We start from the raw sequence: 22734 nt of genomic DNA on the forward strand, positions 1-22734 counted from the left end.
ACGAGTGTGGAGGGGAATCGCATGAGCGTGCCGGTCTTCGAGGAGTTCGAACCCGCGGCCGACTGCGGCTGCCCGGGGTGCGCCCGGCAGCGGCGTGACCTCGCGCTTGGCCTGCCGGTCCGGGCGGGCGGCCATCCGGCGGCGCACGGTGCCCGCCGCGCCCTGGTCCTGGTGACGGCGGCGGGCGTCGTCCTGGGCGGCAGCGGGGGAGCGGTGGCGACGACCCTGCCCCCGCCGACGGTCCCGTTCACGCCGGCGGACCCGGCGGAGTCCGCGCGAGCCTCCGACCCCGGCCCCGACACCCCGCAGGGCGGGCGCGAGCCGTTGCACGGCGCGCCGGGCCCCGGGTCGCAGCCGGCTCCTGACTCGACTCCGACGACCAGTCAGATCTCGACCGGCACCCTGCGGCAGACGACCCGGGCCGAGATCATCAACCGCGCCAAGCTGTGGGTGGCCGCCCAGGTCCCGTACTCCATGGAGAAGTACTGGTCGGACGGCTACCGCCAGGACTGCTCCGGTTACATCTCGATGGCCTGGAACCTCCGCAGCAACGAGTGGACGGGCAGCCTCGACCGCTTCGCCGAGCGCGTCGACCGCACCGAGCTGCAGCCCGGCGACATCCTGCTCTTCCACAACCCGGCCAACCCGACGCGCGGCTCGCACGTCACGATCTTCGGCGGCTGGACCGACTACACCCACACCTCCTACGTCGCGTACGAGCAGACCAAGCCGCGCACGCGGAAGCAGCAGACGCCGTTGGCGTACTGGGAGAACTCCGACCAGTACGTGGCGTACCGCTACAAGGGCGTGGTCAGCGGTGAAGGCACCACCGGCGGGACCACCGGTGGGGCGACGCCCACGGCGACGCCGTACCCGGGCGTGGCGATGTTCGGCCCCGGCGCGAACAACGCGTACGTCACCCAGCTCGGCCGGCTCCTCGTCGACCGCGGCGGCAAGAAGTACTACAGCAAGGGACCCGGCCCCAAGTGGGGTGAAGCGGACCGGCGCGCGACCCAGGCCTTCCAGCTCGCGCAGGGCTGGAAGGGCAAGGAGGCGGACGGCCTGCCCGGGCCGGACACGTGGAAGCTCCTCGTCTCCGGCAAGGGCAGGGACATCGGCGGTTCGAGTGGTTCGAGCGGGTCGAGTTCGAATGCGACGGGGTTTCCCGGGCGTGGCTCCTTCCGTCCGGGCCAATCCAACGCATATGTGGAGAAGCTGGGCAAACAACTGGTGAAGCGGGGCTTCGGCAAGCACTACCTGTCGGGACCCGGTCCGCGCTGGACGGAGGCGGACCGCCGCAACGTCGAGGCGTTCCAGCGGGCACAGGGCTGGCGCGGCGCAGAGGCCGACGGCTACCCGGGCCCGGAGACCTGGCGGCGCTTGTTCCGATGACCCCGAGAGCATGAGGTGGACCCGAATGACGGCATCGACCCCGAACCCCGCGGACTCCGGCGCGGCGGCCTCACGTGACGCGGCCCGCACGGCGAGACGCCTGACGGACGGCAGCCTCCCCCGTACACCCCCTCCCCAGACCGCACCCCCGGGCACTCCGCCGACCCGGCAGGACGTGACGGCGGAGCCCGCTGCGGACGGTGCGGCGGCGGACGCGGCGGTGGGTGCGGTCGCGACCGTCGGTGCCGTGCCGCCGACACCGACCGCGGGTGACACGCCGACAACCGCCCCGGACGGGGTGCCCGTACCCGCGGACGTCACGTCGGGCGGAGCGCCCGGCGCGGCGGCCCCCGCGCCGGAACCCCCCGCGGCGGGTGAGCGGACGGCGGCCTCGAACGACGCGGCGGCGTCCCCGGGGACGCCGCCGCGCCGGGTCCCGGTGTGGCCTGAGCCGGGCGCGCGAGGCGGCGGCGCGGCGGAGGCGGCGGCGCGGCCGGACGGCCCGACGGCGGCCGCCGACATGTCACCGGGCCAGTCGGGTCGGCCCGGACCGTCGGCCACGCCGGTCGTGGGTACGACGACGGGGGCGCCCGTCTCCTCGGGGCCCGCCCCGACGGACGAGGGCCGGACCCCGGCCGCGCACACCGGCCTCACGTCGCCCGGGCCGTCCGGGGACTCCGCCGGTCCGGTGCCAGCGGGCGGGTCGACTTCCGTCCCCGGCGGGTCGACTTCCGTGCAAAGCGGGTCGACTTCCGTCCCCGGCGGGTCGACCTCCGTCCCCGGCGGTCCGCAGACGGGTGCCCCGGCGAGGCATCCCGGCGCGTTGCCGGTCCGCCCGGTCGGGTCCGCTGCCGGTACGGCGACGGGTGCCCCGGCCCGTTCGGGTACCGCCCCGGTGGTCACCCGAGTCCAACCCGTCGTGCCCGCCTACCCCGGTACGCAGTCGGCACAGCCGACACAGCCGACACAGCTGTCACAGCCGACACAGTCAGCAGAGCCGGGCGACCCGGCGAGGCCTTCCGGGACGTCGGGCACCTCGGGAACCACCCCGGCCGTTCGGCCGGAGGCGGCAGGCGGCACCTCGCCCTCGCCCTCCGGTGCGGCCACGGCCACGGGCAAGCACGCCCGCCCCGCCGCCTCCTCCACCATCCCCCTCAAGGCCGCCGCCGTCACCGTGCGGTCCGGTGGTCCTGCGCCGGTCCCCGTGGCGGTCACCGTGCCGACCACGACGCCCGGCGCCGAGCGCGGCGCCACGCCCGACTTCGGGCGGATCGCCGGTGCCGGCGTCGGAGCCGTCGCCGTGCCCGTCGCCGCCGTCGTGCGGGTCGCGCGGCGGAGGAACGTGATCGGAGCCGAGACCACCGGCTCCATCCCGGTCCATCTGCTCTTCCGCGACGAGCCGGGGACCGCGGCGCCCCGCGCGGCGAGCGACGACGACGGCGGTCCCGACACCGTCGCCATGGCCGCGCCCACACTGTCCAGGCCGAGCAAGGGTTCCGCGATCCCGGGCCCGTCGAAGATCCAGTCCCCGCCCCAGACCCAGTCCCAGTCCCAGACCCAGGTTCAGCCCGGGGCCGGCACCAAGCCCGGGAGCAAGGCCAAGTCCAGGCCGAAGCCCAAGCCCGCGCCGACGTCGCAGGACAAGGCGCTGCTGGGCAAGCCGCAGGGCAAGGCTCTGGACAGGGTGCATGACAAGGTGCATGACAAGGACCGGCCCAGGGCGCAGGACAAGGCCGCTGCCGCCGCCTCCCGGCCCGCGCCCAGCGCCGACCCCGCGCTCGTCGAGCGGCCGGGGCCGGTGCTGCCCGGCTGGGTGGGGGTGGTCGGCGGGGCCCTCGCGCTCGCCGGCTGCGCGGCGGTCGTGTGGTGGGCCGGGGCCGTGCCCGGAGAGGCGGCCAGGATGCTGCGGCTCCCGGAACGCCCGTACAACGGCATTCATCTCGGCCAGTGGGCGCTCCTCGCGCTCGGCGTCGTCCTCACCCTCTTCACGCTCGGCGGGCTCGGCCGCGGCCGGGTCGGCTACGCCTGGGTGCTGACCCTGTTCGGCGACTACCGGGGCACGGTCCGCCGCACCGGACTGGTCTGGGTCAGTCCGCTCCTGCTGCGCCGCCGGGTCGACGTACGGCTCCGGCACTGGCGCAGTGAGCCGCTGTCGGCCGTCGACGCCAAGGGCACCGCGCTCGACGTCGTCGTGCTCGTGGTGTGGCGGGTGCGGGACACGGTCCGGGCGGCGCTCGGGGTCGACGGGCACGAGGACTACCTGCGGGAGCAGGTGGAGGCGGCGATGGCCCGGGTGCTGTCGCAGCTGCCTGCGGACGCCTTCCACGAGGACGCGCCGACGCTCCGGGACGCGGAGGCGGTCGGCGAGGCCCTGACGCGGATGCTGTCGGCGGAGTGCGCTCCGGTCGGTGTGGACGTGTTCTCGGCGCAGCCGACGCGGATCGAGTACGCCCCGGAGGTCGCGGCGGCGATGACGCGGCGCCGGATCGCGGCGATCGACGCGAAGCACCGGGACAGTGTGCTGACGTCGGTGGTGGACGCGGTGGACGACGTGGTCCACCGGCTGACCAGTCGTGGTCTGGTGGAGCTCGACGACTACGAGCGCAAGGCGCTGGTCAAGGACCTGACGGTGGCGTTCTACACGGGTCGGACGGGTCCTGTAGAGGGGGCGTGAAGGGATGGACATGTTCAACTTCCGTCCATACCTTGGTACTTGGTCCAGACCAAAATCGGTACGTCGTAAGACCGCACGCGTGCGCGCACGGCCCAACGGAACTCCCCCACGTTCTCCTGGAGCGACAGCATGCGCAAAAAGTCAGTCGGGTCGGCGGTGGTGGCGCTCGGCGTCGCCGGCGTCACCCTCTTCGCCACCGGTAGCGCCGGCAGCCACGGCTACACCGACTCGCCGATCAGCCGTCAGAAGCTCTGCGCCAACGGCACCGTGACCAACTGCGGCTCCATACAGTGGGAGCCCCAGTCGGTCGAGGGCCCCAAGGGCTTCCCCGCCGCCGGTCCCGCCGACGGCAAGATCTGTTCCGCCGGGCTCACGCAGTTCGCCGAGCTCGACGACCCCCGGGGCGGCGCGTGGCCCGCGACCCAGCTCTCGGCGGGGCAGAGCTACAGCTTCCGCTGGCAGTTCACGGCCCGGCACCGCACCACCGACTTCAAGTACTACATCACCAAGAACGGCTGGAACCCGAGTCAGAAGCTGACCCGGGCCATGCTGGACCCCCAGCCGTTCCTGACCGTCCCCTACAACAACCAGCAGCCGCCGGCGACCCTCTCGCACTCCGGGACGATCCCGGCGGGCAAGACGGGCCGCCACCTGATCCTGGCGGTGTGGACGATCGCGGACACCGCGAACGCGTTCTACGCGTGCTCGGACGTCAAGTTCTGAGGAGAGTCCTGACGCCCGGGTGACCCGGTGACCGTTCCTGACGGTTCATTTCTGATGAGTCGTCAGTTACAGTCCGGCCCATGAGGGGTGCGGACACCGTCGCGGAACTCGTACGACGCCAATGGGGCGACCACCGGATCGGCCTGAGGGACGAGCACCACACCCTCACCCACCACCAGGTCGCCGCGGGCGCCGCCGCGCGGGCCGCACTGCTCGTGGACCTGATGCCACCCCTGCCGGGGGGCGAGCCGCACCTCGGCATCCTGCTCGACAACACGCCGGAGTACCCGCTCTGGCTCAGCGCGGCGGCCCTCGCGGGGGCCGCCGTCGCCGGGATCAACCCCACCCGGCGCGGCGCCGAACTCGCCCGGGACATCCGGCACACCGCATGCCGGATCCTGGTCACCCAGCGCGCCCACCTGCCGCTCCTCGACGGCCTGCCGCTGCCGGGGGTGCGCATCCTGGTCACGGACACCGACGCCTACCGGGACCTCCTCGCCCCCTACGGGACCGCCCGCCCGGGCGACGCGCGCCTCGGCCCCGTACGGCCCGACAGCCGCTTCCTGCTCTCCTTCACCTCCGGCTCGACGGGCGCGCCCAAAGCCGCGCTCTGCAGCCAGGGCCGGCTGGCCGCCGCGGGCGCCTCCCTCGTCTCCCACTTCGGCGTGGGGCGGGACGACGTCCACTATGTCTGCATGCCGATGTTCCACGGCAACGCGGTGATCGCCGACTGGGCGCCCGCGCTCGCCGCCGGCGCCGGAGTGGCGCTACGGGCCCGCTTCTCGGCCTCCCGCTTCCTGCCGGACGTACGCCGGTTCGGTGCCACCTACTTCACCTACGTCGGCCGGGCGGTGCAGTACCTCCTGGCCACCCCGCCCGCCCCGGACGACCGGACGCACTCGCTGCGGCTCGGCTTCGGCACCGAGGCGGGGGCGGTGGACGCGGCCCGCTTCCGCGAACGCTTCGGAGTGCCGCTCATCGAGGGGTACGGCTCCTCCGAGGGAGGCGCGTCGATCCAGCGGACCCCGGACACGCCGACGGGCGCGATAGGCCGGGCCGCCGCGGGCGACGACCTGGCGGTGGTGGACGCGGAGACGGGCCGCGAGTGCGAGGCGGCCCGCTTCTCACCCACCGGCCGGCTCCTCAACGCCTCCGAGGCGGTCGGCGAACTCGTCAACCGGGGCCGCAGCCCCTTCGAGGGCTACTGGCGCAACCCGGAGGCGGAGGCGGCCCGGCTGCGCTCGGGGCACCCCCAGGCCGAAGGCTCTGGGGGACGCTGGTACTGGACCGGCGACCTCTTCTACCGGGACGCGGACGGCTACCTCTACTTCGCGGGCCGTACGGACGACCGGCTGCGGGTCGACAGCGAGAACCTGGCGGCGGCCATGATCGAACACATCCTGGCCCGCTGGGACCGGGCCGCGGGGGTCGCGGTCTACGCGATACCGGACCCGGTGGCGGGGGACCAGGTCATGGCCGCGATCGCCCTGCGCGAGGGCGCGGTCTTCGAACCGGCGGAGTTCGCGACGTTCCTCGCCGCCCAGCAGGACCTGGGCACGAAGATGCCGCCGCGGTTCGTCCGGGTGATGCCCGAGCTCCCCCTCACGGCCACGAACAAGATCCACCGAGTGGCCCTGCGCCGCGCCTCCTTCCTCTGCGAGGACCCCGTCTGGTGGCGCCCGACCCCGACGTCCCCGTACGAACGGCTGACCGGCCCGACGACCGAAGCCCTCCGAGCGCAGTACACCCAGCAGGCCCGCGAACCCCACGCCCCCTGACGCCCATTCGCCCCCGTGGGGCCCGCGCCCCCGCCCCCGGGCGCGGCCGAGCGGGGCGCGGGACCACCACGGGGGCGGCGGGGCGGAGGTAGGGCCAGGGCTACCCCCGATGCACGGGGTCGGCCCATCGCCCGACGCGGCCCCCGGGCCTAACGTGGGGCCGCATGGAACCCCGTACCCCCTGGCAGGCGCTCACCCGGCCCCGCTTCCCGCGCAGCTCCTGGCCCTGGCGGGCCGTCGCCTACCTGGTCAGCGGCGGGCTCGTCGGGGCCGCGGCCTGTGCCGTGTTCCTGCTCCTCGGGCTGTTCTCCGTGCTGCTCGTCGGGCTGCCCCTGCTCCTGCTCTCCGGCCTCGCCCTCGGCGGCATCGAGCGCCGTCGCCTCGGCCTCGTCGACCTCGATCCCGCCCCCGACCCGCACCGCGTCCCCACCGCACCCGGCCTCGCCGCCTGGCTCCGGCTGCGGGCGGGGGAGCAGGCGACCTGGCGGGAGTTCGCGTACGCCCTGCTCCTCGCCACCGTCCTGTGGCCGCTCGACGTCGTCGCGGTCGCCGTCGGCATCGGCCTGCCAGTCCTGCTCATCGGCGCTCCCGTCCAGCTGGCGATGGACGGCCAGGAGGCCAAGGTCGTCAAGGCGTACCTGGTGACCTCCTACCCCGAGGCCTTCGCCGCCGCCCTCCTCGGCGCGGTCCTCCTCGTCGCCCTCGCCTATCCGCTCGCCGCCGTCGCCGGGGCCCGCGCCGCCCTCGCCCGCGCCCTGATCACGCCCCGCGAGAGCGAACAGCGCGGCGCGATCGGTGAGGTCATCGCCTCCCGCGCCCGGCTCGTCGACGCCTTCGAGGCCGAGCGGCGCCGGATCGAGCGCGATCTGCACGACGGCGCCCAGCAGCGCCTGGTCGCCCTCACCATGACCCTGGGTCTCGCCCGCCTCGACGCCCCGCCGGGCGGCCCGCTCGCCGACCAGCTGGCGAAGGCGCACGCAGAGGCCGGGCAGGTCCTGACCGAGCTGCGCGAGCTGATCCACGGCATCCATCCGCAGGTCCTCGCCGACTACGGGCTGGGCCCGGCCCTGGCCGACGCCGCCGACCGGTCCGCGGTCCCCGTCGCCACGGACGTCGAGCTGCCCCGGCTGCCGGAGTCCGTGGAGAGCGCGGGGTACTTCGCCGGCTGCGAGGCCCTCGCCAACATCGGCAAGCACAGCGGCGCGAGCCGGGCCCGGATCACCGCCCGGCACGCGGACGGTGTCCTGAGGATCGACGTCGAGGACGACGGACGCGGCGCCGCGGACCCGGCCGGGGGCAGCGGCCTCACCGGACTCGCCGACCGGCTCGCCGTCCTCGATGGCACACTGACGATCATGAGCCCGCCGGGCGGGCCGACCCTCCTCCGAGTGGAGATCCCGTGCCCCGCACTGACCGAAAGCTCCGTGTCGTCCTCGCCGAGGACAGCGTCCTCCTCCGGGAGGGACTGATCGGGCTCCTGGCCCGCTTCGGCCACGAGGTCGTCGCCGCCGTCGGCGACGCCGACGCCCTGCGCGAGGCGGTGACCGCCCACGACCCGGACATCGTCGTCACCGACGTCCGGATGCCGCCCGGTTTCCAGGACGAGGGGCTGCGCGCCGCGGTCGCGCTCCGCGCCGAGCGGCCCGCGCTGCCGGTCCTCGTGCTCAGCCAGTACGTGCAGCGCAGCTACGCCGCCGACCTCCTCGACGCGGGCGACGGCACCGGCGTCGGCTATCTGCTCAAGGACCGGGTCGGTCAGGTGGAGGAGTTCCTCGACGCGCTGACCCGGGTCGCGGACGGCGGGACGGTCGTCGATCCCGAGGTCGTCCGGCAGCTGCTGCGCCGGCACCGCGATCCGCTGGAGGCCCTGACCCCGCGCGAGCGCGAGGTCCTCGGCCTGGTCGCGGAGGGGCATTCCAACGGGGCGATCGCCCGCCGCCTGGTCGTCACCGAGGCCGCCGTCGGCAAGCACATCGGCAACATCCTGGCGAAGCTGGACCTGCCGCCGGCCGACGACACCCACCGCCGGGTCCTCGCCGTCCTGACCTACCTCCGGGCCTGACGGAGAAGGGCACGAAAAAGCCCCCCGCTTCCGCGAGGGGCTTCTTCCGTCTGTGCGCCGCCAGGGACTCGAACCCCGGACCCGCTGATTAAGAGTCAGCTGCTCTAACCAACTGAGCTAGCGGCGCCTGCTGACAGAGAAAATACTACCTGGTCCCGCGGGGTGCTCATGACCACCCCGCGCGACCGGGCCGTGAGGACCCTCGAATGGCTCGGCGGAACGCCCTCGGAGGCCCGCCTCAGATCGCCAGCGCCATGACCACCGGAGCGGCCCGCCGGTTCAGCGTGTCGGCCGCCGAGCGCAGCCGGTGGGCGTGCTCGATCGGCAGGGAGAGTGCGAGGCAGCCCACGGCGGAGCCCGCCGTCAGCGGTACGGCCGCGCAGACCGTGCCCACCGCGTACTCCTGGAGGTCGAGCACCGGGACGGTCGGCGGCTGGCTGTCCAGCTTGGAGAAGAGGATCCGCTCGCTGGTGATCGTCCGGGAGGTCAGCCGGGCGATCTTGTGCCGGGACAGGTGGTCCCGCCGTCCGTTCTGGTCGAGCTGGGTGAGCAGGCACTTGCCGACCGCGCTGGCGTGCGCGGCCGAGCGGAAGTCCACCCACTCGTTGACCTTGGGTGTGCGCGGACCGTCGGCGAACTGGGTGATCTTCACCTCGCCGTCGATGTACCGGCTGATGTAGACCGCGGCGCCGACGGAGTCGCGCAGCTCGGTCAGGGTCTCCTGGAGCTTCGCCTCCAGGGCCTCGCGGCGGGTCATGCCGGAGCCGAGGAGGACGAGGGAGTCCCCGATCACGTACGCGCCGTCGGCGACCTGCTCGACGTACCCCTCACGGCGGAGCATGAGGAGCAGCGAGGAGAGGTGGGCGACGGGCAGGCCCGCTTCGCGCGCGATCTGGACGTCCGTCACTCCGCCACCGTGCCGTGAGATCGTCTCGAGGACGCGCAAGGCGTATTGCACCGAGTGGAACGGCGCGGTGGGCTCGGGCTTCAGCGCCACGGTTTCCCCCTACCAGGTTGTGACCGCAAGCTTTCGTACCACGATAGCCGCCAAGCACCGTTTACGGGGCGGCTGTTGGCGAGAATGATGCGGAGCATCCGGCCTCTGGCCTTGGGCGCACCACTCTGGCATATGCCCTGGTCATGAGTGCTCCGCAGAGTGTCAGGTCAGGGCTGTGTGCGAGGGCGTTCGCGTAGGTGTTCGGCTCCTGGAGAACGGGAGATTTTTTACGGGGAAGCGGACGCGGTGACGGCACTTGCGGTGGCCGAGAAGCACCGGGCGGGGACCGGAATAAACGGAGACACCCTCCTGTTGTCAACGAGTCCAAGCCGATTCACGGGTCCGTACGTGTGCCTCACGGGTCCGTGACGAGTCCGTACGTGTGCCGAGGAGGGTCCCGAAGGTGACCGACGCTATTCGAGGAGAGGCGCGGGGGTCCGCGCCCGTGCCGTTGTCCGTACTGGACCTGGTGACCGTCGGCAGCGGCAGGACCGCGACCCAGGCGCTCGCCACCAGCGTCGAGCTGAGCAGGCTCGCCGAGCGGCGCGGCTTCCACCGGCACTGGGTGGCCGAGCACCACTCCATGCCCGGTGTCGCCTCCTCGTCCCCGGCCGTGATCCTCGCGCACCTCGCCGCCCACACCCGGCGCATCCGCCTCGGCTCGGGCGGCGTCATGCTGCCCAACCACGCGCCGCTCGTCGTCGCCGAGCAGTTCGGCACCCTGGAGGCCTTCGCCCCGGGCCGGATCGACCTCGGCCTCGGGCGCGCGCCCGGCACCGACGGGGCCACGGCGGCCGCCCTGCGGCGCGGCAACACCCTGAACGAGGGCGCGGACGACTTCCCGGAGCAGCTCGCCGAGCTGACCCGGTTCCTGGACGACGACTTCCCGGACGGCCACCCGTACGCCCGGATCCACGCCGTGCCCGGCCCGGTGCAGGGCCCGAAGGGCCGCCCGCCGGTCTGGCTGCTCGGCTCCTCCGGCTTCAGCGCCCGGCTCGCCGGTCTGCTCGGGCTGCCCTTCGCCTTCGCCCACCACTTCTCGGCCAGGAACACGATCCCGGCGCTCGACCTCTACCGGGAGTCCTTCCGGCCCTCCGCGGTCCTCGACGCGCCGTACGCGATGATCGGCGTCTCGGCGTTCGCCGCCGACGAGGCGGCGCAGGCCCGCCGTCAGGTCCTCGCCGGAGCCCTGGCGATGCTGCGGCTGCGCACCGGCCGGCCGGGTCTCGTGCCGACGCCGGAGGAGGCGGAGGCGTACGGATTCGGCCCCGCCGAGAAGGAGTTCGTGAACGACTGGCTGGCGAACATCGTGTACGGCACCCCGGACGAGGTCCGCACCGGCCTGGACGACCTCCGGAAGCGGACGGGCGCCGACGAACTGATGATCACGGCCAACGGGCACGGCGGGGAGGAGCGGGTGCGGAGCTACGAGCTCATCGCGGACGCGTACGAACTCCCGGTGCTGCCGGAGGAGTAGGGCGCGAAGGGGGGCTTCGAGGCGCCGGCGGGGGTGGCGGCGAACCGGGGTGCCGCGTTCCGGGCCGGGGGCGGCCGGGTAAAAACCCTGGTCTCCGCGACCGGTTGGTTCCTGCACGGATCCGGCTCGGACCAACCGTAAGTGAACCTTAAACCGCTCGTCACCGATGGTGGCGGGCGGTTCCGTTTTGTGCTGCGGGGCGCTGACGAGGCCTTTCTCCCTCGAATTGGTCTAGTCCTCAATCTGGTTCAGACCATTGACGCACTGTTCACGCGCCGGTTATCACTGCTCCAGCTCCTGTACGGCACTACCCCCGCACTCCCCGATGGAGGCCGCACGTGCACCCCCGTAAGCCCTTGATCGCCGCGCTTCTCAGCACGGCCCTCGCCGCCGGCGCCCTCGCGGCGACCGTCGGCCTCGGCTCCGCCCAGGCGGCCGACACGACGACCACTGCCGCCGCGGGTGGTGTGCGTATCGCGTACTACGACCAGTGGAGCGTCTACGGCAACGCGTTCTACCCCAAGCACCTCGACACCCGGGGCATCGCGGGCCAGCTGGACGTCATCAACTACTCGTTCGGCAACATCCACCCCACCAACCTCACCTGTTTCGAGGCCAACAAGGCCGCCGGTGACGACAACAACCCCAACGCGGGTGACGGTGCGGGCGACTCGTACGCCGACTACCAGAAGTCCTTCAGCGCGGCGGACAGCGTCGACGGCGTCGCCGACACGTGGAACCAGCCGATCGTGGGCGTCTTCAACCAGTTCAAGGAACTGAAGGCGAAGTACCCCCACCTGAAGATCAACATCTCGCTCGGCGGCTGGACGTACTCCAAGTACTTCAGCGACGCGGCGAAGACGGACGCGAGCCGCAAGAAGCTCGTCTCCTCCTGCATCGACCAGTACATCAAGGGCAACCTGCCCGTCGAGGGCGGCTTCGGCGGCGCCGGCACGGCGGCCGGCATCTTCGACGGCATCGACATCGACTGGGAGTACCCCGGCTCCTCCGGTGGCCACCTGGGCAACCACTACGCCCCCGAGGACAAGCAGAACTTCACCCTGCTCCTCGCCGAGTTCCGCAAGCAGCTCGACGAGTACGGCGCGGCCAACGGCGGCAAGAAGTACCTGCTGACCTCGGCCCTCCCGGCCGGCCAGGACAAGATCAAGTACATCGAGACCGACAAGATCGGCCAGTACTTGGACTACGCCAACATCATGACGTACGACATGCACGGCGCCTGGGACGGCGACGGGCCGACGTACCACCAGTCCCCGCTCTACTCCGGTGCCAACGACCCGACCGACGTGATCGCGCCGGGCACCGAGAAGTACTCGATCGACAACGCGATCGACTCCTGGATCGACGGCAAGCCCGCCTACGGCATCGCCGGCGGCTTCCCCGCCAACAAGCTGACCCTCGGCTACGAGTTCTACTACCGCGGCTGGAAGGGCGTCCCCGCCGGATCCGCCAACGGTCTCGCGGGCACCGCGACCGGCGGCTCCAACGCCCGCCCGCTCAGCCAGCAGGCCGGCATCGCGCACTACAAGGAGCTCGGCGGCATCGTCGACAACGCGTCGACGACCTTCTGGGACGACCAGGCGAAGTCCTCGTACTTCTACAAGGACGGCGAGTTCTTCACCGGCCTCAACCAGAAGTCCATCCAGGCCCGGGTGGACTACGCCAAGCAGCGCGGCCTGGCCGGCGCGATGATGTACTCGCTCCTCGGCCTGGACGACAACGCCACCCTGCTGAAGCAGATCAACACCGCGCTCGGCGGCACCACCACCCCGCCCACCACGACGCCGCCGACCACCCCGCCGACGACGCCCCCGACCACCACGCCTCCGACGACCCCGCCGACGACCCCGCCCACGGGCTGCGGCTCGCTCCCGGCGTACGTGGCCGGCACCGTCTACAACGCGGGCAACGAGGTCTCCCACAACGGCCGCAAGTACAAGGCCCAGTGGTGGACCCAGAACGAGACGCCGGGCACGACCGGCGAGTGGGGCGTCTGGAAGGACCTCGGCGCCTGCTGAGTCCCCGACCGGCCCAGTCCCCCTGAGCGGCCGAACCCCTCATGAACCGCTGCCCCCGCCCGGAATGTCCCTCCGGCCGGGGGCAGTTCCATGCCCTCGTACGGCGGGTGCGGTCCCATGCCCTCGTACGGCGGGTGCGGTCCCATGCCCTCGTACGGCGGGTGCGGTTCCATGCCTTCGTCGGGCGGTGCGGTCCCAAGCCTTCGCGCGGCGGGTGCGCGGGCCTCAGACCGGCAGCGGTTCCGTGCCGATCAGCTCCGCGATACGGTCCGGGGTCACCGCCCGCGAGTACAGCCAGCCCTGCCCGGTGTCGCAGCCGATCCTGCGCAGCCGGCTCGCCTGACCCGAGGTCTCGACGCACTCGGCGGTGACCGTCAGCCCCAGCCGGTGCGCCAGCTGCACCAGCGCCTCGACGATGAGCTCGTCCGCCGGGTTGGCGTGCTCCTCGTCCTGGAAGCCGCGGACGAAGGAGCCGTCCAGCTTCAGTACGGAGACCGGCAGCCGGCTGAGGTAGGCCAGGTTCGAGTAGCCGGTGCCGAAGTCGTCGATCGCGATCCGCACGCCCATGTCGCTCAGCGCCTGGAGCGCCTGGAGCGGCCGCCCGGCCGAGCCCATCACGGCGGACTCGGTGAGCTCCAGCTGGAGCAGGTGCGGGGCCAGGCCCGTCTCCGCGAGGATGCCGGCGACATCGGCGACCAGGTCGGAGTCCCAGACCTGCCGGACCGCCACGTTGACGCTCACGAAGAGCGGGCGCTCGCGCGGATGGTCCTTCTGCCACTGCCGGGCCTGCCGGCAGGCCGTGCGGAGCACCCAGCGGCCCAGCTCCACGATGGAGCCGTCCTCCTCGGCGATCCCGATGAACCGATTCGGCGCGAGCTGGCCGAACTGCGGGTGGTTCCAGCGCACCAGCGCCTCCACCCCGCGCACCGCCCCGTCCGTCAGATCCACGAGCGGCTGGTACTCCAGGGCGAACTCCCCGCGCTCCACGGCCGGGCGCAGGGTGGAGGAGAGCGCCTGCCGGGTCATCCGGTGCGCGTTGCGCTCCGGGTCGAAGAGGGTCCAGCGGGCCTTGCCGTCCGCCTTCGCCCAGTACAGCGTGGTGTCCGCGTCCTGCATGAGGGCGGTCGCCGTCGTCCCGCATCCGGAGCGCTCGACCACGCCGATCGAGGCGGAGACCGAGAGCCGCTGACCGCCCAGGTCGAAGGGCTGCTGGAGCGCGCACAGCACCGAGCGGGCCAGATCGGCGAGTTGCTCCGTACCGGTGGAGTCCTCGACCAGGATCGCGAACTCGTCCCCGCCGAGCCGCGCCACGAGGTGGCCGCCGCTGCGGGTGTAGCCGTCGCTGTCCGCACACTCCGTCAGCCGGGCGGCCACGGCGGCGAGAAGCCGGTCGCCGACACGGTGGCCGAGGGTGTCGTTGACGGCCTTGAAGCCGTCGAGGTCCAGGTAGCAGAGACCGATCCGCCCTGTTCTGCCATACCCGTACGACTCGTACGACGAGCTGATCGTTTCGCCTGGACCGGGCCTGCCGGGCCGCTCGGGCCTCTCGGTGCCGTCGGTCCGCTCGGCGTCCCGGGCGTCGCAGGCGTCCAGGGCGTCCTGCGCGGAGGCCTCCAGGGCCGCCGAGAGACGCTCGAAGAACAGGGCCCGGTTGGGCAGTCGGGTCACCGGGTCGTGCATCTGGAGGTGGCGCAGCCGTGCCTGGAGTTCGCGCCGGTCGCTGATGTCCGCGATCGACAGCAGGACGCGCCGGCTGTCGGGGACGGGGGCGACCGTGACCTCGGCCCACAGCGAGCGGCCGTCGGCGTGCTTGAGGCGGCGGGTGCAGCGGAAGCGGGAGCGGCGGCCGCGCAGCACCTCGCGGTACGCGTGCCAGGTGCGCCCGTCGGACGCGAGGTCGACGAGATCGGCGGCGGCCTGCTCCCGGAGCGCCTCCGGCGCGGTGCCGAGGAGGACGCCGAAGGAGTCGTTGGCCGCGATGACGACCCCGTCCTGGTCGACGACGGCCATGGCGAGCTGGGCGACCCGGAAGGCGGCGCGGTAGTCCCGGAGTTCGGCGGAGAGGCGCTCGACGTGAGGCTCGGTACGGCGCTCGGCCTGGTGCTCGACGCGTGGTTCCGCGCGGTGGCCCACGTGAGGCTCCGCGCGGTGCTCGGTGCCACGGGCCTGGGCCTCGGGGTGACGCTCCGTGAGTGCGCGGGTCGCCGCGTGCGTCTCCGGCGGCTCTGGGTGCACCGGTCCTTCGGGGATTCCGTTCACCGCTCGCTCCCGTAGTGCAGTCGGGCCGGTCACATGTGGTCGGGACGGTCGGCCGAGGAAGAGTGTGCCGATCATAGAGCCCGTACGGGGGAGCCTTCCAGCTCCGAGGCGCCCGCGGGGGGCGTCCGCCGCTGTGAGGCTGCCCACCGGCACACCCCGCCCGATCGTTTCTGCGCGGGTCTGACACGGGTCGACGACGACGTGACCGAATGTGACTTTCCGTGAGCCGAAGCGCGCTCGTGTCGCGTCGACCCCATGGCGCGCCCTCACCCGACCGGGGCAGCGGAAACATGCGAAACGCCGCGAATCGTCACAAGGTGGTTGAGGAGTCCCGCTTTGCCGAACCGGAGGTCCACGTGAGGGGTCAGCAGCCACCCGGGGGAGTGGAACGCTCGCGGCTGCGTGCCGGTGCGGCGGCCCTCACCTCGTTCGCCGCCCTGGCCGCCACCGGGCTCGTCGCCGGCCCCGCCGTCGGCGCCCCCTCGGCGAGTCCCTGCGCCCTGCCCCGCACGGCCGCCCATCACTCGCTCGGCCTCGACACCTGGAACAGGTCGTATCCCCGCCCCGACCGCACCCTCGACGCGGTCATGATCTTCCTGTCCTTCCCGGACTCCGAGCCGCTCACCGATCCGGCCGAACTCGCAGCCGACCACTTCCCCGCCACCAGCGAGTTCTTCACCCGTGCCTCCTACGGGCGCTTCGCCCTGCGCCCGCACGCCCAGCACGTCTGGACCCCGATGCCCAAGGAGTCGAGCGCGTACGGCATACGGCGTGACTGGGACACCGGTCAGCGCAACGCCTACCTCCGCGACGCGATCGGCGCCGCCGACGCGAGCGTCGACTTCTCCCGGTACGACATCGTCTACCTGGTCGCCGACCCGGACGCGCCCGGCGTGGACTCCGACGCGACCAAGGTCGTCAACCTCGAACGCCCGATGGAGGTCGACGGCACCGAGATCAAGCGGGTCGTCACCGTCTTCGAGCGGCACCCGCCGGACCGCAACGTCCTGGCCCACGAGACCGGGCACGTCTTCGACCTGCCCGACCTCTACCACCGCCCGGCGGACGGCAAGGGCGACTGGGACACCCATGTGGGTGACTGGGACGTCATGGGCAGCCAGTTCGGGCTCTCCCCGGACCTCTTCGGCTGGCACAAGTGGAAGCTCGGCTGGCTCTCCCGCGCCCAGGTGACCTGCGTCCAGGGCCCGGGCCCCCGGATGGTGAGCCTGGAGCCGACCGACACGCAGCCGGCGGTCGGCGCCAGCCTCGGCACCCGGCTCGCCGTGGTCCGTACGGGCCCCGACAGCGCTCTCGCGGTCGAGGCCAGGAGCAGCGCCGGGAACAACGCCGAGACCTGCACCGAGGGCGTCCTCGTCTACCGGATCCGGGGCGGCGCGGCCTCCGGCGACGGACCGGTCGAGGTCGTCGACGCCCACCCGCGCACCGAGGCCTGCTGGGACCGCTCCGTCTACCCGCCGCTCGCGGACGCCCCCCTGGAGGAGGGCGAGACGCTCACCGTGCCGGGGACGGGGGTCCGGGTCGAGGTCACGGCACGCACCGTGACGGGTGCCTGGACGGTCAGGATCACACCGCCCGCCGTCGGGTGAGCGGACGCGTCCGGGGCCTGCGCCCGAACACGAAGAAGCCCCCCGCTTCCGCGAGGGGCTTCTTCTGTCTGTGCGCCGCCAGGGACTCGAACCCCGGACCCGCTGATTAAGAGTCAGCTGCTCTAACCAACTGAGCTAGCGGCGCCTGCTGACGTCGTAGACATTAGCACCCGGATCGGCGGGAGGAAAAATCGATACCCGCACGTCGGCGGCGGAAGCGGCCCGGACGGCCCGCACGCAGGCCCAGAGCACGACCTCGGGCCCCGGCAGCCAAGGACTCCGGGTGTCGGGTGCCACGAGCCAGCGGGGCCCCGAGGTGCCGGACGGCACGAGCGGCGGCACGGTCACCGCGTCCCCGGCCCCGTGGCAGAGCGGCCGGGGGACCGCCTCCCCCCACTCCTCCCAGTCCAGGAGGGCCGGCAGTCGCTGGGCCGTGCCGGGTGCGGCGAACAGCATCATCCGGCCCCGGTGCACGGCGACGGGACCCGAACCCGGGCCCTCCTCCCACAGCCGGTCCAGCATCCGGCGGCCGAAGACCGGGTCCACGTTGACGACGTCGAAGACGGTCCCGCAGGGCAGCGCCGCCGGGGAGTCCGGGCGGGCCTCCCAGCGGGTGAGCGCGGCCTCGCGGCCCCCGGTGGCGGAGGCGAGCCAGGCGGCCCCGTCGGCGGTCACCCGAGCGGTCTGGTGCCGCCCTTCGTCGCCCTCCCGGAGGAACCGGAAGATGTCGTGCGGGGTTTCTTCGCGCAGCCACGTCGTCATGGCTCCAGGTCTACCGGCCGTAATGTCCCGGTCGCCGAGAGTTCGCGGAATTCTGGACAGATGGGGAGGGTGAGGAGTATCGTGCACCCCCGGCATATGCCAGGGGTGCTTTTCGGCCACGACCAGGCACTTCCGCGTCCGTTCGCCCCCCGGACCTGCTCGGTCCGTGTCCGTTCGGCCTCCCGCGCCTGCTCGATCCGCGCCCGTTCGGCCTCCCGCGCCCGCTCAGTCCTCCGCGGGTCGGCCGTTCGTCCGGATGAGGTCGCGGCCGAACTCGATCATCTTCCGGGCGTAGTCCTCGGTCCACTGCGCCCGCTCGGCGACATCCGCCGGCGTCAGCCGGTCGAACCGGCGCGGATCGGCCAGCTGCGCCGCCGCGATGGCCTGGAACTCCGTCGCGCGGTCGGTCGCCGCGCGGAACGCCAGGGTCAGCTCCGTCGCGCGGGACAGCAGCTCCCGCGGATCCTCTATCGACTCCAGGTCGAAGAAGTGCTCCGGGTCGGCGGTCGCCTCGGCAGGCTCGAAGACCAGCGGTGCCGGCCTGAGCCGCCGCTGTCCGCTCCGCTCCGCGGGTTCCGCCATCGTCGTTCTCCTCTTCACGCTTCACGCACCGGTGCTTCGCGCACCGGCCCTTCGCATACGGGCGGCCCGGAACCCCGGGCCGTCTTCCATTCTCCCGCGCCCCGCAAGAGGGCGTCAGGGCCGAGGTCCGGTCAGCCGTCGAGACCGCGCAGGAGCAGCCGCAGGCCGCCGAAGAACTCCTGGTCGGGGTCGACCTCGCCGGCCGTCCGCGCGGTCTGCGTCAGATACGGGAAGCGGTCCTCGGGCAGCGCGGCGATGGCCGACGTGCCCGCTCCGGCCAGCGGCCCGAGGTGTTCGAGCTGGATCGCCCCGGTGACGTACCCGTGGAGCGCGCGCAGGGCGACGACCCGTCGTGCGCCGTCGATGCCCGCCTCGGTCAGGATGCCGAGCACGGTCTCCGACCAGAGCAGGCCTCCGGGTGCGCGGTGCCGGTGGGTGAGGGTCAGCCGGACGGCTTCGGGGTGGCGGACGACGGCGTCGCGCAGCCGCCCGACCATGGTCTCGATCCGGTCCCGCCAGGGGGCGTCCGCGGCGGGCGGTGCGGTGTCCATGTCGCCGAGGACGCGGTCGGCCACGAGCCCCTCCAACTCCTCGCGGTCGGCGACGTAGCGGTAGAGCCCCATGGGGCTCATGCCGAGTTCCTTGGCGACGGTGCGCATGGAGAGGGCGGCGAGTCCGTCGCGGTCGATGACGGCGAGGGCGGCGGCGGCCAGCCGGTCCGGGGTGAGGGAGCGAGGTCGTGGCATGACGGTTGACAGCGTACGCCCTACGCCTACCCTGTTAGGAGTACGCCGTACGCCTACGAGGATGGTGTCCCATGCGCATGTCCCCGACCTCACCCCTGCCCCGGACCCGGCCGGCACCCGGCGACTCCGTGCCGCCCCGCACCCTCACCCCGGTCCTCGGGTCCGTGCTGACCCTTCCGGACCCCGGACGGACCACCCACGTCCAGTTCCGCCGCTTCGCGGGCTGCCCCGTCTGCAACCTCCACCTGCGGTCGGTGGCCCGGCGCCACGAGGAGATCGAGCGGGCCGGGATCCGCGAGGTCGTGTTCTTCCACTCGCCCGCGGAGGAGCTCCGCGAGCACGTGGCCCACCTGCCGTTCGCCGTCGTCGCCGACCCCGACAAGGTGCTGTACGCCGAGTTCGGCGTGGAGTCCCACCGCCGGGCCCTGCTCGACCCGCGCGGCTGGCCCGCGATCGTCGGGGGTGTGCTCCGCGACGCCTGGCGGCTGCTCCGGGGGAGGGGCCGGCTGCCGGCCGGTGCGCAGCCGGCCGGTCGCCTCGGTCTCCCCGCCGACTTCCTGATCACGCCCGACGGCCGGGTCGCCGCCGCGAAGTACGGCGAGCACGTCTACGACCAGTGGTCGGTCGACGAACTCCTCACCCTGGCGGCGGAACTCGGGGCGGGGAAGCTCAGGGCGTCCAGCTGACCTTGTGTTCCTCCAGGTGGGAGAGGACCGCGTGGTTCGCCTCCCAGCCGTCCGGGAAGGACACGGCGACGCCCAGCTGGACCGGCTCGGTCGAGGGGTGGGCGTCGAGCAGGTCCGTCACGCCCGCCCGGCAGACCACGACGCACGCGTGCCGGTGCCGGGAGGCGAGCACGCACAGCCGGCCGGTCTCCAGATGGAAGGCCGTCGCGTCCGGGCGGCCGGACAGCGGATGGAGGACGACCGTCACGTCGTACTCGCGTCCCTGGAGCCGGTTCGCGGTGTCCACCGTCACGCCCGTGACGCCCAGTTCGGCGAGGGCCGCCCGGATCGCCGCCGCCTGGTCGCGGTGGGCGGTGCCGACCGCGACCCGGTCGGGCGTCAGGGGTACGGGGGTCTCCGAGCGCTCCGAGACCGCCGCACCACCCCGGTCGAGGAGCCGGCGCACCACCAGGGCGACCGCGCCGACCGCCTCGGGGTCGGTACGCGGGGTGTGCCGGGCGGGCAGTTCGAGCAGGCCCCAGCCCGACTCCGCCGCCTCGTCGAGGACCCGGTCGGGACCCGAACCGTCCGAGGCCACCCCGAAGGAGAGTCTCCGGTCCCCGTGCCCGGTGCCGCTGCGGAACGGCGTGAACGGGTAGAAGGCGTCCGAGACCAGCGGCGCCGCCGAGGCGGGCAGCCGCCAGGACACCGGCAGCCGGTGCTGCGGAAGCTCCGGGTTGTGCGCGAGCAGGGTGGAGACCGCGCTCGCCGAGGGGTCGTACGACAACCCCGCCCACTGCTCGGCGCCCACCACCGAGAACGGGTCCAGCTGCCCGGGGTCGCCCACGAACAGCGCCCGCTCGAACAGCCCCGCCACGGCGAGCAGCGCGTCCGAGCGCATCTGGTACGCCTCGTCGACGATCGCGTGCGCCCACGGCTCGACGTTCTTCACGTGCGCCCACTTGGCGGCGGTGGAGAGGACGACCGGAAGACCGGCCAGGTCACCGGCCTTCGCCGACTTCCGCACGTTCTCCAGGTCGTTCAGCGCCTTGTCGTACGGGTCGCTGTCGTTCGAGTGCAGCCGGCCGACCTCCAGGTCCGGCTCCTTCTCGGCCAGCCGCAGGACCAGGTCGTCCACCTGAGCGTTCGTCTGGGCCACCACCATCAAAGGGCGCCCGGCCGCGGCCAGTTCGAGCGCGGCCCGCACCACGAGCGTCGACTTCCCGGCACCGGGCGGAGAGTCCACGACGACACCGCGCGAGGTGCCGTGGAGGGTGTCCGCCAGGATGTCGGCCGTCGCCCTGCCGGCTTCCGCCGAGGGATCGAAGGGCGCCGAACCGTCCAAGGGCGGGGTCGACAGGTCGAACACGGTCACAGCACGTCCTCCGCGGTCACGGCGTCGGGCAGTTCCACGACGTCCGCCCGGGGCGGACCGCCGTGCGTCCAGGGCGTCTCCTCCGCCTCCGGCAGCTGCGGCCCGACCCGCTGGTCGTGCTCGAACAGCGTCCAGGCGATCCGCTCGCCCTTCTCCGGCACCGAACCCTCCGCGGGCTCCTTCGAACGGCCCATCTTGTCGAGGAGCCGAAGCAGCAGCGCCCCGTCCTCCTCGTACCGCACGAACTCCGCCGACTGCGGCTTCCCGTCGAGCGAGCGGTACACCTTCACCTGCTCGCCCAGATGCGGCCGGTCCTCGGTGCGGACCGTGAGCAGCGGGCGCGGCGCGGGCCGCTTGGACTCCGTCCACGCCATCGTCACCTCGACCACCTCGCCCGTGAACGCCTCGCCCGACAGCCGCCGTCCGGCCAGGACCAGCGGATCGTCGAGGGCCTCCTGCGCCTCCAACTGGCCCTGCGCCTGCTCGCGCGCGGCGAGCTTCCGGGCCGCCGTCACCGCGTCGTCCCGCCGCGGCTGCGGCGGCTCACCCGCGGTGACCCGGTCCCGGTGCGCGGTGAAGGACCAGCGGTCGCGGGTCCAGCGGTCCTCGACCCTGGCCCCCTCGGGCAGCTCCCGCAGCAGGCCGATCGCCCGCCAGACCGCGTCCCAGGTCGGCTTCGTCTGCGAGACGACCAGCCGGCGCAGCTCCCGCTCGGACCGGTGCAGTTCGCCGAGTCCGCGCTCGGCCGCCGCGCCGTCCTCGGCGGCGCCGACGGCCTGCCGGGCCCGGTCGTACCGCTCGATCGCCGGCGCGAGGAGCCGGTTGTCGAAAGCGGGATCGGTGGCGGGACCGGCGGGCGGACACAGCAACTGCCCCTCGGAGTCCCGTCCGGCCTCGGCCCGCAGCGCCCCCTCGGCGCCCGGCTCGCCGTCGTGGTCGATCCACGCGAGCAGTGCGCCCAGGTGCTGGTCCTCCAGGGAGGACTGGCCGGTCGCCCAGTGCCGGTTGAGGAGATCGGTCGCCGACAGCAGCAGCGAGGAGCCGGGCACCCGGGCCCGGTCGCCGAGGTGCGTCAGCCAGCGCCCGAGCAGCGGGACGCGCGGCGGCGCGGGGAACGGCGTCTCGGGGTCCTGCTCGGCCGTCCGCCGGAACCGCGTCGACCGCCCGAGCAGCCGTACGTACTCGATGCCCGCCCGGCTCGGCACGATCAGCTGCGGCGCGTCCGCGCACAGCTCGACCTCGACCTTCACCTTCTTGCCGGTCTCGGGGTCGACCTCGCTCTTCTCCGCCGCCTCGACGACGTCGGTGAAGGAGTCGATGTACGGCAGGACCTCCTCGGCGAGATCCGCGAGGAACGCGAACCGCAGGTCACGGTCCCGGGGCTGGGCCACCACCAGCAGCCGAGGCTCCTCCGGGTCGGTGCCGACGAGCGCACCCAGCGGGGCGCCCGCCTCACCGGCCGTGGTCAGCGGCACGAGGACGAGCGGCCGCTCGGAGACCCGCCGGTGCCGGACGGTGGCGAGGGGCTGCGCCCGGCCGGACTCGACGGCCTCCATCCGGGCGAGGGTGGAGATCAGCGACATACGAGGCCCTCCC

The 22734-nt window shown here is 73.1% G+C and carries 17 protein-coding genes and 2 tRNA genes; 10 read left to right on the forward strand and 9 right to left on the reverse strand.

Annotated elements, in window-relative coordinates:
• The first annotated feature begins 21 nt into the window (after positions 1-21).
• From OG259_RS26400 to OG259_RS26425, 6 genes are all read left to right on the forward strand, one after another.
• On the forward strand, positions 22-1392 hold the full coding sequence (locus OG259_RS26400; RefSeq protein ID WP_328944515.1) for a peptidoglycan-binding protein: 1371 nt from the start codon (positions 22-24) through the stop codon (positions 1390-1392).
• Positions 1393-1417: 25 nt separating this feature from the next.
• Positions 1418-4066, forward strand: a complete 2649-nt coding sequence (locus tag OG259_RS26405; protein WP_328944516.1) for an SPFH domain-containing protein — start codon at positions 1418-1420, stop codon at positions 4064-4066.
• Between the two features lie 129 nt (positions 4067-4195).
• Entirely contained in the window at positions 4196-4789 is a 594-nt protein-coding gene (locus OG259_RS26410; RefSeq protein ID WP_266892200.1) for a lytic polysaccharide monooxygenase auxiliary activity family 9 protein, read from the forward strand.
• Between the two features lie 80 nt (positions 4790-4869).
• On the forward strand, positions 4870-6567 hold the full coding sequence (locus OG259_RS26415) for an AMP-binding protein (RefSeq protein ID WP_328944517.1): 1698 nt from the start codon (positions 4870-4872) through the stop codon (positions 6565-6567).
• 164 nt (positions 6568-6731) lie between these two features.
• Positions 6732-8036 (forward strand): sensor histidine kinase, encoded by a 1305-nt coding sequence (locus OG259_RS26420; protein WP_328944518.1) that lies wholly within the window; start codon positions 6732-6734, stop codon positions 8034-8036.
• Positions 7967-8629: a response regulator gene (locus tag OG259_RS26425; RefSeq protein ID WP_266892194.1), complete on the forward strand. Its 663-nt coding sequence runs from the start codon at positions 7967-7969 to the stop codon at positions 8627-8629. The genes OG259_RS26420 and OG259_RS26425 overlap by 70 nt, the downstream gene beginning before the upstream one ends.
• Before the next feature lie 53 nt (positions 8630-8682).
• Here OG259_RS26425 and OG259_RS26430 read toward each other — a convergent pair.
• Positions 8683-8756: transfer RNA gene (locus tag OG259_RS26430), tRNA-Lys, on the reverse strand.
• Between the two features lie 111 nt (positions 8757-8867).
• A complete protein-coding gene (locus OG259_RS26435) occupies positions 8868-9626 on the reverse strand; it encodes an IclR family transcriptional regulator (RefSeq protein WP_306327246.1) in 759 nt (252 codons plus the stop codon).
• Between the two features lie 403 nt (positions 9627-10029).
• Between OG259_RS26435 and OG259_RS26440 the strand changes: the two genes are divergently transcribed.
• Together OG259_RS26440 and OG259_RS26445 are read left to right on the forward strand one after the other, a co-directional pair.
• Positions 10030-11103 (forward strand): LLM class flavin-dependent oxidoreductase, encoded by a 1074-nt coding sequence (locus OG259_RS26440; RefSeq protein WP_328944519.1) that lies wholly within the window; start codon positions 10030-10032, stop codon positions 11101-11103.
• A 338-nt stretch (positions 11104-11441) separates the two neighbouring features.
• On the forward strand, positions 11442-13142 hold the full coding sequence (locus tag OG259_RS26445; protein ID WP_328944520.1) for a glycosyl hydrolase family 18 protein: 1701 nt from the start codon (positions 11442-11444) through the stop codon (positions 13140-13142).
• 225 nt (positions 13143-13367) lie between these two features.
• On the opposite strand, the gene OG259_RS26450 is transcribed toward OG259_RS26445, so the two are convergent.
• On the reverse strand, positions 13368-15401 hold the full coding sequence (locus OG259_RS26450; protein ID WP_443052016.1) for a putative bifunctional diguanylate cyclase/phosphodiesterase: 2034 nt from the start codon (positions 15399-15401) through the stop codon (positions 13368-13370).
• Between the two features lie 356 nt (positions 15402-15757).
• Here OG259_RS26450 and OG259_RS26455 point away from each other — a divergent pair, with 356 nt between their 5' ends.
• Entirely contained in the window at positions 15758-17008 is a 1251-nt protein-coding gene (locus OG259_RS26455; RefSeq protein ID WP_328944521.1) for a M6 family metalloprotease domain-containing protein, read from the forward strand.
• A 71-nt stretch (positions 17009-17079) separates the two neighbouring features.
• On the opposite strand, the gene OG259_RS26460 is transcribed toward OG259_RS26455, so the two are convergent.
• The 4 genes from OG259_RS26460 to OG259_RS26475 all read right to left on the reverse strand — a co-directional run bounded on the left by OG259_RS26460 (position 17080) and on the right by OG259_RS26475 (position 19098).
• Positions 17080-17153 (reverse strand) — tRNA-Lys (locus OG259_RS26460).
• The gene (locus OG259_RS26465) at positions 17144-17770 is read right to left on the reverse strand and encodes a bifunctional DNA primase/polymerase (RefSeq protein ID WP_328944522.1); all 627 of its coding nucleotides are present in this window, start codon (positions 17768-17770) and stop codon (positions 17144-17146) included. The genes OG259_RS26460 and OG259_RS26465 overlap by 10 nt, the downstream gene beginning before the upstream one ends.
• 225 nt (positions 17771-17995) lie before the next feature.
• Complete coding sequence (locus OG259_RS26470) at positions 17996-18352, reverse strand: hypothetical protein (protein WP_030324811.1); 357 nt, start codon at positions 18350-18352, stop codon at positions 17996-17998.
• 131 nt (positions 18353-18483) lie between these two features.
• On the reverse strand, positions 18484-19098 hold the full coding sequence (locus OG259_RS26475) for a TetR/AcrR family transcriptional regulator (RefSeq protein ID WP_328944523.1): 615 nt from the start codon (positions 19096-19098) through the stop codon (positions 18484-18486).
• Positions 19099-19169: 71 nt separating this feature from the next.
• Between OG259_RS26475 and OG259_RS26480 the strand changes: the two genes are divergently transcribed.
• Positions 19170-19784 (forward strand): peroxiredoxin-like family protein, encoded by a 615-nt coding sequence (locus tag OG259_RS26480; RefSeq protein WP_328944524.1) that lies wholly within the window; start codon positions 19170-19172, stop codon positions 19782-19784.
• Here OG259_RS26480 and OG259_RS26485 read toward each other — a convergent pair.
• Positions 19768-21138, reverse strand: coding sequence for an AAA domain-containing protein (locus OG259_RS26485; protein WP_443052017.1), 1371 nt, complete (start codon positions 21136-21138; stop codon positions 19768-19770). The genes OG259_RS26480 and OG259_RS26485 overlap by 17 nt on opposite strands.
• A complete protein-coding gene (locus tag OG259_RS26490; RefSeq protein ID WP_328944525.1) occupies positions 21135-22721 on the reverse strand; it encodes a hypothetical protein in 1587 nt (528 codons plus the stop codon). Before OG259_RS26490 ends, OG259_RS26485 begins: the two co-directional genes overlap by 4 nt.
• Positions 22722-22734: the final 13 nt, after the last annotated feature.

It is taken from the genome of Streptomyces sp. NBC_00250, from assembly GCF_036192275.1.
Classification (GTDB): domain Bacteria; phylum Actinomycetota; class Actinomycetes; order Streptomycetales; family Streptomycetaceae; genus Streptomyces.